The 14,467-nt window shown below is 64.8% G+C and carries 12 protein-coding genes and 1 pseudogene; 3 read left to right on the top strand and 10 right to left on the bottom strand.

Translation table 11 applies throughout. The annotated features are described in order from the left end of the window. Window positions 1-59 precede the first annotated feature (59 nt). The 4 genes and pseudogenes from FGF80_RS03295 to FGF80_RS03280 form a co-directional block, all read right to left on the bottom strand. Window positions 60-1,799 carry a glutamate--tRNA ligase gene (locus FGF80_RS03295; RefSeq protein ID WP_138652180.1) on the bottom strand — a complete coding sequence of 580 codons (1,740 nt, stop codon included), beginning with the start codon at window positions 1,797-1,799 and terminating at the stop codon, window positions 60-62. Window positions 1,800-1,947: 148 nt separating this feature from the next. Then, window positions 1,948-2,484 (bottom strand): annotated as a pseudogene (locus FGF80_RS19885) (GNAT family N-acetyltransferase). A 123-nt stretch (window positions 2,485-2,607) separates the two neighbouring features. After that, complete coding sequence (idsA3, locus tag FGF80_RS03285; protein WP_006184667.1) at window positions 2,608-3,660, bottom strand: geranylfarnesyl diphosphate synthase; 1,053 nt, start codon at window positions 3,658-3,660, stop codon at window positions 2,608-2,610. Window position 3,661: 1 nt separating this feature from the next. Then, a complete protein-coding gene (locus FGF80_RS03280) occupies window positions 3,662-5,014 on the bottom strand; it encodes a ribonuclease J (RefSeq protein WP_006184668.1) in 1,353 nt (450 codons plus the stop codon). Between the two features lie 365 nt (window positions 5,015-5,379). Here FGF80_RS03280 and trkA point away from each other — a divergent pair, with 365 nt between their 5' ends. Continuing rightward, window positions 5,380-6,711 (top strand): Trk system potassium transporter TrkA, encoded by a 1,332-nt coding sequence (gene trkA / locus FGF80_RS03275; protein WP_138652178.1) that lies wholly within the window; start codon window positions 5,380-5,382, stop codon window positions 6,709-6,711. A 51-nt stretch (window positions 6,712-6,762) separates the two neighbouring features. Here trkA and FGF80_RS03270 read toward each other — a convergent pair whose 3' ends face one another. From FGF80_RS03270 to FGF80_RS03255, 4 genes are all read right to left on the bottom strand, one after another. After that, window positions 6,763-6,966: a hypothetical protein gene (locus FGF80_RS03270; RefSeq protein ID WP_006184670.1), complete on the bottom strand. Its 204-nt coding sequence runs from the start codon at window positions 6,964-6,966 to the stop codon at window positions 6,763-6,765. After that, complete coding sequence (locus FGF80_RS03265) at window positions 6,963-8,513, bottom strand: TrkH family potassium uptake protein (RefSeq protein WP_006184671.1); 1,551 nt, start codon at window positions 8,511-8,513, stop codon at window positions 6,963-6,965. The genes FGF80_RS03270 and FGF80_RS03265 overlap by 4 nt, the downstream gene beginning before the upstream one ends. Window positions 8,514-8,625: 112 nt before the next feature. After that, window positions 8,626-9,312 carry a potassium channel family protein gene (locus FGF80_RS03260; protein ID WP_006184672.1) on the bottom strand — a complete coding sequence of 229 codons (687 nt, stop codon included), beginning with the start codon at window positions 9,310-9,312 and terminating at the stop codon, window positions 8,626-8,628. Between the two features lie 138 nt (window positions 9,313-9,450). After that, window positions 9,451-9,696 carry a hypothetical protein gene (locus FGF80_RS03255; RefSeq protein WP_006184673.1) on the bottom strand — a complete coding sequence of 82 codons (246 nt, stop codon included), beginning with the start codon at window positions 9,694-9,696 and terminating at the stop codon, window positions 9,451-9,453. A 213-nt stretch (window positions 9,697-9,909) separates the two neighbouring features. Between FGF80_RS03255 and FGF80_RS03250 the strand changes: the two genes are divergently transcribed. Continuing rightward, window positions 9,910-11,454 (top strand): TrkH family potassium uptake protein, encoded by a 1,545-nt coding sequence (locus FGF80_RS03250; protein ID WP_138652176.1) that lies wholly within the window; start codon window positions 9,910-9,912, stop codon window positions 11,452-11,454. A gap of 42 nt (window positions 11,455-11,496) precedes the next feature. Here FGF80_RS03250 and FGF80_RS03245 read toward each other — a convergent pair whose 3' ends face one another. Together FGF80_RS03245 and mvk are read right to left on the bottom strand one after the other, a co-directional pair. After that, window positions 11,497-12,237: an isopentenyl phosphate kinase gene (locus FGF80_RS03245; protein WP_006184675.1), complete on the bottom strand. Its 741-nt coding sequence runs from the start codon at window positions 12,235-12,237 to the stop codon at window positions 11,497-11,499. Continuing rightward, window positions 12,234-13,220, bottom strand: coding sequence for a mevalonate kinase (gene mvk, locus FGF80_RS03240; protein WP_138652174.1), 987 nt, complete (start codon window positions 13,218-13,220; stop codon window positions 12,234-12,236). The genes FGF80_RS03245 and mvk overlap by 4 nt, the downstream gene beginning before the upstream one ends. A gap of 117 nt (window positions 13,221-13,337) precedes the next feature. Between mvk and FGF80_RS03235 the strand changes: the two genes are divergently transcribed. Next, window positions 13,338-14,264 carry a thiamine-phosphate synthase family protein gene (locus FGF80_RS03235; RefSeq protein ID WP_138652172.1) on the top strand — a complete coding sequence of 309 codons (927 nt, stop codon included), beginning with the start codon at window positions 13,338-13,340 and terminating at the stop codon, window positions 14,262-14,264. Window positions 14,265-14,467 lie beyond the last annotated feature (203 nt).

The raw sequence follows: 14,467 nt of genomic DNA, 5'->3' as shown, positions 1-14,467 counted from the left end.
GACTGAGGGTGGCAGTACGGTTCTTTCGGTGCACGTCCGGCGGCGGCGCGGACGGGGCGTCAGGGGTGTGCGTAGTACGCGACCGTCTCCGCGTCCTCGCCATCCCCGTGTCGGTCGATCCGTGCGAACCCGACCCGCTCGAACTGGACCATGTCGTCGGCCGCGAGATCGCCGACGCCGGGTTCGGCGTACCCCGTCACGTCGCCGTCCATCGTTCGCATTCGGACCGGAACGCTCCCGTCGGCGGGCACCCAGTGGACGACGTCGACGCCGCCCTCCCGGACCACGTCGATGTCGTCGGCAGTGTATCGGAGGACGCCGTCGTCGAACCGGAAACAGCCGAACCCTTTCAGCCAGATGCGCTGCTCCCCGTTCTCGTCCGCATCGGGAATGTCCCCGACCTCGAGCATGACGGCATCGCCGACGGGGATCTCGCGAACCCCACGGTCCTCGTGGTTGGGGTGCAGCGGCGGGCTCGCTTCGGCGGGCGGGTCCCCGGCGAGGGGAACCTGATTGCCGTCGCGGACGAAAAAGCGGCGGTCGGTCTCCTCGTCGATCAGATCCCGGTTGTTCGCGTAGATCGAACTCATCGCGAGGTCGACGTCGGTGGTCGAGGTCCCGAGGCCGGTCATCGCTTCGACGATCGCCTCGCCACGGATGCCGCGTCGGCGCAGACTCCCGAGCGTCGGGGCTCGCGGATCGTCCCAGCCGTCGAGTTGCCCCTCGTCGATCAGTTCCGAGATGGTCGACGTGCTCATCTTTACGTCGTAGTCGTCGAGCTGAACGTGGCCCCAGTGAATGACTTCGGGGTAGTCCCAGTCGAAGTAATCGTAGACGAACTGCTGGCGCTTCGCGGAGTCCTGCAGGTCGATGCCGCGGATGATGTGCGTAATCCCGATCAGGTGGTCGTCGACCCCCGACTGGAAGTCGAGCATCGGCCAGCAGCGGTACTCGCTGGCCTCTTCGCGGGGGTGTGGCGTGTCGATCATCCGGAAGGCGACCCAGTCGCGCAGCGCCGGGTTCTTGTGTTCGATGTCGGTCTTGACCCGCAGCACCATCTCGCCGCTACTGTACTCCCCAGCGATCATGGCCTCGAACTCCTCCGTAACGGTCTCTACGTCTTTGTCACGGTGCGGGCAGGGCTCGCCCGAATTCTTCAGGTCCGAGAACGCCTCACCCGAACACGAGCAGGTGTAGGCTCCGCCCATCTCGATCAGATCGCGGGCGTGGTCGTAGTAGGTCTCGAGCCGGTCACTTGCCTTGTAGGTCGCGTCGGGCTCGAAGCCGAGGTAGTCGAGATCGTCGAGGATCGCGTCGTAGGCCTCGAGATCGGGGCGCTTGGTCTCGGGGTCGGTGTCGTCGAACCGGACGCAGAACCAGCCGTCGTAGCGTTCGCGGTAGGTGCCGATGACGGCGGGCATCCGGGCGTGGCCGACGTGCCATGGGCCGTTGGGATTCGGGGCACACCGCATTCGAATCTCGTCGTACTCGTCGGCGTTCGGCAGGTCCGGCAGATCGTGTTCGTCCTCTTCTTCCTCGGCCTCGATCTCGGCGAGTTCCTCGGGTGCGAGGTCCTCGAGGCGGGCTCGTTTCTCCTCGTAGTCGAGGTCGTTGACGCGACTCACGACACCGCCGACGACGCCGGGGACGGCGTCAGAGTGCTCTCGAAAGTCCGGGTTATCGCCCATCAGCGGCCCCATGACGGCACCGACCGCGGCGTCGCTCTCGTGTTTGACGGCGTTCAACAGCGCGTGCTTTTCTGCCTCGCGCTCGACGCGCTCGCGTAACTCGTCGTTCATTACGTTGCGGTATTCGTGCCCGGACCAAAACCTCCGCGATGTCGCTCTGTTGGTGGATCGGCTCTGATTGGTCCGTCAGCGGGTCACTGTGGCCGCTGACCAATGCCGTCTCCGCCACCGATGCCACTCCGATCCTCGACGCGATCGGTCACAGATCGGTCACGGACAGAGTGAGTCGGTGGCGGGCGGTCTCGAAACCGAGCTTCTCGTAGAAGGCGACGGCGCGGTCGTTATCGACATCGACATCGAGCACGAGTTCGGTGCAGCCAGCCACCCGCGCTCGCTCCGCGGCTCGCCCGACCAACTCGCGTGCCAGACTCGTGCCTCGATGCGGGTCGCGGACGTAGAGATCACCGATTCGCAACCGGTCCGGTCGGTCGAAGACGGACGGCGACCTGTCGATCTCGGTCGTAACGAAACCGGCGAGGTCGGCGTTTGGCTCGACGAGAGGGTTGTCACCCGATAACCGTCACTCGGAATCTGCATTGACGGCGATCCATGCACGATACGCCGGCTCCTCGAGTTGCGCGAGACGGAATTGGACCTCCTCGGCAACGAGATCGACATCGTCGGCGAGTGTATGGGTGTCGACGCTCGCCTCGAGCTCGTGGTGGTACGGCAGCCACAACTCTTCGACGTAGCGACGGACCGCGTCCTCGTCGGCCGAGAGCGGGCGAATTTCCATACGCATATCTGACGGCGAACTGACTTACGTACGCTCTCAGTACGGAGGCGACGATAGCGGCGACCCCACGTCATCGATGGTGTACCAAGCGGATCGCCGATCGAGCGCCGGAAACCAAGCGACTCAGTAGCCGCGCTGGATCAGGTAATCCGCGAGTTCACAGAGCAGTTCGCGGGCCTCGTTGTCCGGCACCACCTCGAGGCGATTCTTCCCCTGCTCAACCAGGTCTCGGGCCGTCTCGTTGGCGTAAGAAATCGAGCCCGCCGCCTCGAGTTCGGCGACCGCGTCGTCGATTTCGGCCTCGGTGACCGCGTCGACGTCGTCGGTATCGACCAGGCCGTCGACGTCGACACCCTGCTCGCGGGCGTGCACCGTGATCAGCGTCTGCTTGTTCTCGACCAGGTCGCTGCCGCGCTGTTTGCCGAGTTGCTCGCTTGGGACCGTCAGATCGAGGACGTCGTCCTGGATCTGGAACGCGCGGCCGATGTCGAGCCCGTAGCCGTAGAGCGCGTCGATCGTCTCGTCGTCGGCTCCCAGCAGGATCGCGGGGAGACACGCCGATGCGGCGTAGAGGACGGCCGTTTTCTGCTCGACCATCTCCAGGTACTCGTCGGGCGAGACGTCGATGCGTTCCTCGAAGGTGACGTCAAGCGACTGTCCCTCGCAGATCTTCGTACAGGTCGTCGCGAGAACGTCCAGCGCCTCGACGATGCGATCCGGTTCGGCGCCCGTCTCGAGCATGATCTCGAAGGCCTTCGAGTAGAGCGTGTCGCCGGCCAGAATCGCCGTCTCGAGGTCGTACTCCTCGTGGACGGCGGGGACCCCGCGCCGGAGGTCGTCGTCGTCCATGATGTCGTCGTGAATCAGGGTAAACGACTGGATGACCTCGACGCTGACGGCGGCCGCCATCACGTCGATCGGCCCGCTGTCGTCGAGCGCGGGGAACGAACGGTAGCCCGCCGACAGCGGCTCGACATCTGCCAGCGCTTCCGCCGTCGTCAGGAGGACCGCCGGCCGCAGTCGCTTGCCGCCCGCGTCCAGCAGGTATCGGGACGCCTCGTAGAGCCGTTCGGGTCGCTTGATCGGCAACTCCTCCGGAATCGCGTCGTTGACCAGCTCGCGGCGCTTCCGGACCGCCTCGAGCACCGCCTCTTCGCGTGCCTCGGGGCTCGTCATATCAGTCGACTAGCTGGATGAGGTTCCCGTTGCGCGTGACGTGAAGGTCTCGGCCCATCTTGTACCCCTCGCTCTCACAGAGGTTGACGTAGCTCGAGTACCCGCTCATGTCCTGGTGGGCCGGAATGATGTGCTGGGGTTGCAGCGCATCGAGCATCTCGTAGTGGCCCTCCTGGTTGAGGTGGCCGGAGACGTGGATGTCGTCGTAGACGCGCGCGCCCTGCATGCCGAGCAACTTCTCGGCCTGGTAGCGCTGGCCCTCGTTGGTCGGCTCCGGAATGACTCGCGCGGAGAAGACGACCTTGTCGCCGTCGTCCAGTTCGTACGGCGTCTCGCCGCGGGCCATCCGGGTGAGCATCGCGCGGGGCTCGCCCTGGTGGCCGGTGACGATCGGCAGGTAGTTCTCCTTGCCCTCGTTCATGATCCGCTTGAACGTCCGATCGACGGACTTGCGGTGGCCGAACATCCCCAGGTCCGAGGGGAAGTCGACGAAGTCCAGTCGCTCCGCAGTGCCGGAGTATTTCTCCATCGACCGCCCCAGCAGGACCGGCTGCCGGCCGATATCGTCGGCGAACTCGACGAGCGACTTGACGCGGGCGATGTGACTCGAGAAGGTCGTGGCGACGATACCGCCGTCGTAGTCCTCGATGCTGTAGAGGACGTCGCGGAGGTGTTCACGGGCGACCTTCTCGGAGGGCGTACGCCCTTTCTTGTTCGCGTTCGTACAGTCCTCGATGTAACAGAGGACGCCGTTGCCCTCGCGACCGATCTCGCGGAACCGCTCCATGTCGATCGGATCGCCGATGACGGGCGTGTGGTCCATCCGTTTGTCGAGCCCGTAGACGACCGCGCCTTCGGGGGTGTGGAGAACGGGGTTGATCGCGTCGATGATCGAGTGCGTGACGTTGACGAACTCGAGGTCGACTGCGCCGGAGTCGCCGATCGACATCGTCTCGCCGGCCTCCATCTTGACGAGGTCGTTCTCGACGCCGAACTTCTGCTCGCCCTCGATCTGCTGTTTGACGAGTTCGATCGTAAACGGCGTCGCGACGACCGGCGCGTCGTAGCGGTGCGCCAACTTCGAGATGGCACCGATGTGGTCCAGGTGACCGTGGGTCGGCACGATGGCCTTGACGTCGCCCTCGAGGTCGCTCATGACCCGGTCGTCCGGGATGGCTCCCATGTCGATCAGGTCGAGGCTGTGCATCCGCTCGGTTTCGACGTTGTCGTGGATCAGGACCTGCGAGAGGTTCAGACCCATGTCGAAGATGACGACGTCGTCGCCGGCACGAACGGCAGTCATCTGCCGTCCGACTTCTTCGTAGCCGCCAATGGTTGCGATTTCGATTTCCATGATTCGTAGCACTGAAAGCCGCTGCGTGGACTCTCATCGAAACGGTCCGCGGACGCCTAGTCGTACGGCCCCGGCGTCTTGCAGCGCGTCGGCCATCCCGCTATGCGTTCGGTACGACGGCGGTCCCGTCTTCGATAGCTTGCGACATCGCAAGCCCCGACCGCACTTGCCCGCGGGTTTCGCTAGTGCCCTGTACACGCCCGGGTGTTAAAAACGCAGTGGGTTGGATCGTCGGCCGAGACACCGGCCGTCTCGGCGGTTTCCGGCCGTTTGGACGCCGATCGGCGACCGCTCTCTGACACCGCAATTCATTTGCCGGTCGCCTCGAAACGGGTGTCAATAACGATGCTTTCGGAGGGACCGTCGTGTACGTAATTATCGTCGGTGCTGGCGAGGTCGGCCGTTCGATCGCCGCGAACCTCGAGGGAGCCCACGACGTGGTCGTGGTCGACCGCGACGCCGACGTAGTCGAGGAACTCACCTACTCGCTCGATGTGCTTACGATTCACGGCGACGGAACCGATCTCGACACCCTGCGGGAAGCCGCCCTCGAGCAGGCGGACCTGGTGATCGCCTGTACGGACAACGACGAGACCAACGCGGTCGTCTGTGGCGCGGCAAAGGCCGCCACGAACGCGTTCACCGTCGCACGGGTCCGCCGACGGACGCTGCTCGAGACGTGGCAGGAATCACAGGGAGCGTTCGGCGTCGACTTCATGGTCTGTACCGATCTGCTGACCGCGCGAACGATCTTCCGGATCTCCGGACTGCCGAGCGCACACGACGTCGATACGTTCGCGAGCGGGCTCATCCGCATGGCCGAGTTCGATATTCCGGCGGCCAGCCCGCTCGCGGACCGAACCGTCAGGGAGGCTGACTGTTACGATTCGCTCACCTTCGCTGCGATCTTCCGGGACGACGAAATGGTCGTCACCCGGGGCGACACTGTCATCCGGGGTGGCGATCGGGTCGTCGTCATCGGGAGCCCGGACTCGATCAACGACTTCGCCGACGAGGTCGCGACGATGCCCGAGGAGGCCGAAGAGGTCGTCATCGTCGGTGCCAGCGAGATCGGGTTCCAGACCGCCCGCGAGTTCGAGGATCACGGCTTCCGCCCGCGTTTGATCGAGCGGGACCCCGACCGGGCCCGCGAGGTTGCCGAAGCGCTGCCGAACACGATGGTCATGGAGAGCGACGCGACCAACGCCGAGTTCCTCGCCCGCGAACACGTCGGCGAGGCCGACGTCGTGATCGCCGCCCTCGACAGCGACGAGAAGAACCTGCTCGTTTCCCTGCTTGCCGACCGGATCGGCGTCGACCGCACCGTTGCGATCATCGAAACGCCCGAGTACGCCGACCTCTTCGAGACCGTCGGCGTCGATGTCGCCGTCAACCCTCGCGAGGAGACCGCCGAGGAGATCATCCGCTTTACTCGGACCGACCACACCGAGAAAGTGGCGATGCTCGAGCACGACCGCGCGGAGGTCATCGAAATCGAAGTCGGTCCCGAGAGCGTCCTCGTCGGGCGGGAAATCGCCGACGCGACCGACGACTTGCCGCCGGGCGTCGTCATCGGTGCGATCTCGCGAGCGGGCGACCACATCACGCCCCGTGGCTCGACGGTCGTCCAGCCCGAGGACCACGTGATCGTCTTCGTCGATGCGGCCGTCCTCGACGATGTCGTCGACCTCATTTAGGCCGAGACGGCCGGTCGCTGCTGTCGCGTTGGGCCGAGTGGAACCGCCCCGTCAGTTACTGATGCCGCGATAGCCGACGTACGCGACGAAAAACAGGACGTACGCGATCGCGATACCGGTCGTGACGGTTGACCGGCCGACGATGGCGATACCCGCGATGAGAACCGGCCCGATGAGCAAGAGCGAATCGAAGACCCGGTCGTTGGCACCCGATTCGAACACTTCTTCGACGATCGGGAGTTCGCTGAGCTTCATTGATAGATCCCTCCGCGGCGGAAGACCGCACGTAACGTAACCAACACCGGAATGATCTCGAGGCGGCCGATCCACATGTTGAACAGGAACATGAGTTTGCCCAGCGTCGGCAGCGACTCGGGGCCGGTGATCCCTGCGGAGAGGCCGACGTTGCCCTGTGCGCTCGCGACCTCGAAGATGACGTTCTCGAGCGTGTATTCGCCCTGCGGGAGGATCATGAGGAGGACGAAGATCCCGATCGCGAGGAAGGCCCCCCACAGCATCGTGATGATCGCCGCTTCCTCGAACTCCTGACGGATCTCCCGTTCGTTGAGACGGCGACCGTTGATGTTCAGCCGCCGGACGGCCGTCTCGGGGTAGAAGACGTCCGAGATGCGATGCCGAACGCCTTTCAAGAGCGTAAGCGCCCGAATCAGTTTAATTCCGCCGACCGTCGACCCGGCCGCGCCACCGATGACCATGCCGAAGGTAACGGTGAGTTGGGCCTGGGCCGACCACCGTCCCAGCGCGACGTTGGTCGTGTCGACAGCGGTCTGGAAGCCGGCACAGGTCGCCGCCGAGACGAACTGGAACGAACCGTATCGGAACGCGGTAAACAGCGAGTCGTACGTGTCGCCGACGTAGACGAGCGTGGTCAGCACGAACGTTCCGAGGCTCATGTAGATGAACACCCACCGAGTCTGCAAGTCCGCATAGAGGTTCCGCAGGTCGCCCTGTAGGATGAGATAGTGGACCGGGAACGCGATGCTACCCAACAGCATGATCGGGAGGAGCGCGAAGTCGATGGCGGCGCTGTCGTAGGTCGCGATCGAGTTATCCGTAATCGAGAACCCGCCGGTCGAGAGCCCCGTCATGGCGTGATTGATCGCCCCCCAGAGCGGCATGCCGACGATCCAGAGGAGGAGGATCGAGACGAACGTAAAGAGGATGAAGATCCACCAGATGGTCTGGACCGTCGAGACGATACTCGGATGGATGCGCTCCGAGCGGGCCTCGCTCTTGTAGAGGGTCAGCGAGCCACTCCCGGGGCGTGCCAGAATCGCCGTCGTGAGGACGATCACGCCCACGCCGCCGGTCCACTCGATGAACGAGCGCCACCACTGGAGGGTCCGCGGCAGGACTTCCTCGTTGTCCGTCATCGTCAGCCCGGTGCCGGTAAAGCCGCTCATGCTCTCGAACAGCGCGTTGATCGGCTGTGTAAACGCTGCGAGCGTCGACGTCTGCGACGGATCGCCGAGGATCGGCGGCGCGAGTTCGACCGTCCACGCGATGAGAAAGAACGGCAGCGAGCCGAAAATCGCGACGCAGAACCATCCCAGCGCGGCGATGATCATCCCGTGGAGTTTGCCGGGTTTGGCCGCCTCCCGAAACCGCGAGGTCAGGAGACGACCGATCGCAAACGGGAGCACTCCGGAGACGACCAGGGCCGGAATCGCGTAGTACTCCCCCCAGATAAGCGGGATGAGGACGGAGACGAACAGGAGCCCGGCCAGCGCCTGAAACATGCGCCCCAGGTCCCGCCCGATCGTTTTCGTCGCCTCGTTCATTCGTCACCCTCCGTCCGAGACGCGTCCAGGGACATTTCGACGGACCGATCCCGTACTCGAGACGGAATACCCGACGGCGACCCTCGGAGCCGCGCTCCACGTCGTCCGATCATCATTGAACCCGGTCTTCCGAGTGGCCGAACACGTCCGTGAGCTTGGGTTCCGCTCCGAACGCCGAATAGACGGTGAGAAGATCGTCGGCCTCGATCGTCGTGTTCCCGCGCGGCGTGATCGGTGGGTCCTCCCCTTCGCGCTCGATCGCGACGATGAGGACGTCCTCGGGGAGGAGTCCTTCCTCGGCGGCCTCCGTGAGCGATTTCCCGTCGATCGGTGCGCCTTCAGTGACCACGATTTCGAACACCTCCGCCGTCTCCCCGATTCGCATGTAGTCGACGATCGCGGGGCGGGCGACCGCTCGATAGAGGTATTCGGCGATGAGTTCCTGCGGGTTTTCCATCGTGTTGACGCCGATCTGGCGAAACACGTTCATGTGTTCCGGGTCGTGAACAACCGAGACGATGTTGGGGACCTCGTGTTCCTGGGCGAGCAGACAGACCATGATGTTGGTCGCGTCACGGTCGGTCGTGCTGATCATCGCATCGGCGGTCTCGATTCCGGCGTCCAGCAGCGCATCGTGAGCCGTCGCATCGTCGTTGAGTACCAGACAGTCGTATTCACCGGCAACTCGGTCCGCCCGCTCGGGGTCGTTCTCGATGACGACGACTTCGTTTCCCGACCGGGTTGCGATATCGATGAGCGGCATTCCGATATCGCCCGCACCGACGATGACGATATACATTGCGTCGGTGTTGCTGCGTGATCGTTGAAAATATATCGTTTTAGTGATCCCAACTACGCCGTCCCGACTCGAGCAGTCACCGGCGAGACCGCCCTCGAGCGACCGTGACGGACGACGATCCGCGCTATTGCGACGGACTCACTTCCAGGGTCGGTTCCGTTGCTGTTGCCGTCTCGCTCGTTCTTTGGACTCGCCGAGGATTCGTTCGATCGCCCAGCCGGCCCACAGGAAAACGACCGTCATGAAGACGGCCGTCTCGAGCCGGACGATCGACCCGTACCGGACGGCGAGGACGAGGGCCATGATCGCCACTGCGGCGGCAACGACGCCGAAGACGTCGTAAAACGAGTGCGGGTGGCGAACGCTTGGTAATCGAACGCTCATAGCGTATGCTACGCACGGTTCGTATATAGATCCTCGTCTCGGGGACGGGGAGCGACGGGTGCGACGCGACCTCGGTCGGACCCGTGACACGTTTCCAGTCGCTCTATGACCGAGATGCCGACGATGGGGGCTCGCTTACGATGGATTAATACGACTTACTCCAAATGCCGTTAATACCGTGTCTAGACGCAGCCCTTTCAGCGGGGTGTTTCTATGAGGATCCGCGCCGACTGGCGCGCCAGTTTCGCGCTCGTCGGAACCGTACTCAAGTACCTCTCCGTCCCGCTCGTGATCCCTCTCGTCGTGGCGCTCATCTATACCGAACCCGTGTTTCCGTTCCTCGCGACGATCGCGATCACGGTCGCCGTCGGTCACGGCCTCGAGCAGCTGTGCCCGGACCCGGACTTGCAGGTCCGGGAGGCCATGCTCTTCGTCGCCATATCGTGGTTAGCCGTCGCGATGGTCGGTGCAGTCCCCTACGTGATCGCGGGTTGGGGAACCGAATCGACGCTCGCACATCCCGTCAACGCCGTGTTCGAGTCGATGTCCGGGTTCACCACGACCGGGGCGACGGTCCTCGGCAAGATCTCAGTTGAGGATCACTCACACGCGATCATGATGTGGCGACAGCTCACCCAGTGGCTCGGTGGGATGGGGATCATCGTGTTGATGGTCGCGATCCTCCCCGAGCTGGCGGTCAGCGGTGCACAACTCGTCGAGTCGGAAGCGCCGGGGCCGCAGTTACAGAAACTCACGCCGCGAATCGCCGAGACGGCACGTATCCTCTGGCTCGTCTACTTCGCGTTCACTGTTCTCTACATCGCCATTCTCTACGGACTCCATCAGGCGGGGATGGCTGACAACATGACGCTCTACAATTCCATCGCTCATGGATTCACCACCCTTCCGACGGGCGGGTTTTCGCCGGAGGCCGACAGCGTCGCGAAATTCTCCGCGATCGTCCAGTGGACTGCCATCCCGTTCATGATCATCGCCGGGACCAACTTCGCTCTGTTCTGGCACGTCTTCAGCGGCGATGGCCATCGCTTCGTTCGCAACTCCGAGTTTCGGGCTTATATCGGCGCGATTGCCGGTTTAACCGTCTTGCTCGCAGGCATCCTCTATACTGGTGCCGCACCGCCACTCGGGGACCTCGGCGGCGTGACGGCGGGTGTGTTCGAGAACTCGTTACGACAGAGCGCCTTCCAGATCGTGTCGCTGTTGACCTCGACCGGCTACGCGACCAGCGATTTCGCCGACTGGAGCTCGACGGGCCAAATCGTGCTCCTCTTTGCGATGCTCGTCGGCGGCTGTGCCGGCTCGACCGGTGGTGGTGTCAAGGTCGTCCGATGGCTGATCGTGTTCAAAGTGTTGCGCCGGGAGCTGTTTACGGCCTCCCATCCCGAGGTCGTCCGGCCGATTCGACTCGGTGGAAACATCGTCGACGAAGACGCCATTCGTGGCGTTCTCGGGTTCTCGTTCATGTACCTGGTTATCTTTGCCCTCGCGACGCTGGTTATCGCACTGGATGTCAGCCGCGTCGCCGCCATCGAGGAGTTCACCGCACTCGAGGCCTTCAGTGCCAGTCTCGCGACCATCGGGAACATCGGCCCCGGATTCGGGTTCCTCGGTCCCTTCGGCAATTACAACGATTTCCCGATCCCGTCGAAACTCCTGATGGTCTTCCTGATGTGGATCGGCCGCCTCGAGATCATTCCCGTCCTCGTCATGTTCACCGGCGGCTTCTGGACCCGCTGAAAACGCCTCGCCGTTTCTTCGCCCGATGCTCCGCTCCCGCGCTCAGTCGATCGTCGTCCCCGGGTTCTCGCCGTCGAGGAACGACGCGAGTGACGCGAGATCGAAGACCGACGCCGCGGCCTCGAGATCGAGCAGCGTCCGCACCTTGCCGGCCATTCCGCCGGTTACGTCGGTCGCCTCGCTGGCTCCGAGCACGTCGGCGACCGTCTCGAAGTCGTCGATCCGGTCGATAACCGCGTCCTCGTCGTCCAGTACGCCGGGCACCGTCGAGCAGAGCCCGACCCGATCGGCGTCGAGGGTGCGGGCGAGCGCCGCGACGAGTTCGTCGCCGCTGACGACGGTCGCGCCCGCGCCGGCGTGGGCGATCACGTCGCCGTGGAGGACGGGGACGAACCCCTCCGCGAGCATCGTTTCGACCTGTCCGGTCGGCAGGTCGAGGGTTCCGTCGCCGTCGCGGTGGGCCGTCGAAAAGGGGTGGACCGGCACCGCCTGCACGTCGCGCTCGAGCAGTCGCCCCAAAACGAACCGGTTCAACGTCGTCATCGCACCGTGGATGTCGAGCGCCGCGTTCGCGTCGCGGGTCCCCTCAGTCGTGGTGACGCCGTGTTCGCTGGCGTTGTGATGGCCGAAGCTCCCGCCGCCGTGGACGACGACGAGGTCCGCGCCGCCGTCCGCTCGTGCCGCCGCGATAGCGTCGGCCGCGCGCTCGAGGGCTTCCCCGTCGAGGGTCTCCGCACGATCCTTTTCCGTGATGACGCTGCCGCCGAGTTTCAGCACGATCATTCGAGCCGTTTCACCCCGCTGTCGGCGAGTTCCGCGCGGAAGGCGTCTTCACAGCCCGGGGTAAAGGAGAGAGCCGTCTCGGTCTCCGGCGTCGGGTCCAACGCGGCGATACAGCCGCCCCCGCCGGCCCCGATGAGCTTCGCGCCGTACGCGCCCGCGTCGCGGGCCGCCCAGACCATCGTGTCCAGGGAGCGCGAGGAGACGCCCAGCGCCGATAGCAGCCCGTGATTGAAGTTCATCAGCCGGCCGAGTTCCTCGAGATCGCCGTCGGCAAGCGCCGCCTCGCCGTTACGCACGACATCGCCGATCGCAGCGATCGTGTCGGCAGCGAACTCGTACTCGTCGCGCAGGGATCGGACCCCCGCCACCAGTTGCCCGGTATCGCCCGCACCGCCGTCGAACCCGATCACGATCGGCAGGTCCGGTGCCGCGAGCGAGCGACAGTCGTCGCCCTCGACGCGGACCGCGCCGCCGGTCGCCGAACAGAACGTGTCCGCACGCGAGGCCTGCCCGTTCTGGACCTGGTACTCCGTTCGATAGGCTCGCTCGGCGAGTTCGTCGGTCTCGAGGGTGACGCCGAGTTCGCGGGTGGCGGCGTCGATAGCCGCCACGACGACCGCGGCCGACGACCCGAGTCCCGCACCCAGGGGGATGTCGCTCTCGATGGTCACGTCGAACCCGACTTCGTCGTTTCCGGTGACATCCCGAACCTGCTCGATCGCGCCGTCGACGTACCCCATCGCGGCGTCGAGCAGCGATTCCGAGACATCGATGTCCGGCCCCTCGTCGGCCGTCCCGTCGTACTCGACCGTGAACCCGTCCAGACTGAGATCTTCGGCGTTGACTCGGAGTTTCCCGTCGTCGCGTCGCTGTACGCCGACCCGCGCCCGCTGTTCGATCGCACACAGGACCGTCGGCTCGCCGTAGACCACCGCGTGCTCCCCGAGTAGATACACCTTGCCGGGAGCGCTCGAAAGTGTCATGCCCGGCCGTTCGTCCGACGATGGTTAATAGCTATCTTTGTCGCCGTCCGATGGTCGTCGGGCCACCGCGGTCGAATCGGAGGCGGACTTATATTCCTGCAGTCGAACGTCGGTCGTATGTCGCTGGTCTTGCCGAGCGAACTCGTCGTCGATCGGTTCCTACCGACCGTCCGGGCGATGCTGGCCGTACGCCTCGCCGATCTCGGGCTAACCCAACGGGAGATCGCCACCGAACTCGGCGTCACCCAGGCCGCGGTCAGCAAGTACGTCGGCGGCGACAGCGGCGGCGACGCTCGCTTTCGCGACGATCCAGAGACCGTCGCTACCGTCGACCGCATCGCGAACGGACTGGCGGCCGGCGAGATGGACGGCTACGACGCCCTCGCCGAACTCCTCTCGCTCGTCCGCACCCTCGAGGATCGGGGTCCGATCTGCGAACTCCACGAGGAGGAGATGCCCGAACTGCGCGGACTCGGCTGCGACCTGTGCGTTCGCGGCCTCGATTCCGACGTACGCGCCGAACGGGATGTCCTCGCGAACGTACGGACGGCTGCACGAACCCTCGCCTCGACCCCCGGGATGGCCGACTTCATCCCGAACGTCGGCACGAACGTCGGGATGTGTCTCCCCGATCCCCGCGACGAGACCGATGTCGCCGCGGTTCCCGGCCGGATCTACGCCATGGGTGGGCGGATCGAAATCCCCGCGAATCCGGAGTTCGGCGCGTCGAAACACGTCGCAACGGCGGTCCTCGCTTCGAATTCGGTCGGCTCCGACCGCCGTGCCGCGATCAATATCGCCACCGACGACGACCTGCTCGCGGCCGCGCGGACGCTGGACATCGATCCCCTCGAGTTCGACGCCGACTACGAGGACCGCGGCGCGCACCTCCGACGCCGGTTCGCGGATCGGGGAGCGGTACCGGCCGTCGCCTACCACCGCGGGGCGTTCGGTATCGAACCCGCGACGTACGTCTTCGGTGCGACGGCCGTCGACGCCGCCGAACTGGTCGGGGACTTGCTCGAGGAAGCGTCGTCACCGTGACGACGCCGTGTCACCGGTCTCCCGCACTTCACCTGCTCGCGGTTCGATCGAACGCGCGTCAACCCGCTCCCACCGGTTACGACCGCTCGCTCACGCGAGAGTGAACTGAGTCCCGACCCGACCGCGGCGGGTCGCGCCCCGACTCCCGTGTGAGAGCAGGGGTCGCTAGCGATTCCGTCGCTGCCGCTTATACTGGGGTACGG

Source organism: Natrinema pallidum, assembly GCF_005890195.1.
In the GTDB taxonomy this organism is placed as follows: domain Archaea; phylum Halobacteriota; class Halobacteria; order Halobacteriales; family Natrialbaceae; genus Natrinema; species Natrinema pallidum.
The sequence above is the reverse complement of the archived record's forward strand: the minus strand, read 5'-3'. Positions and strand labels throughout refer to the sequence as shown.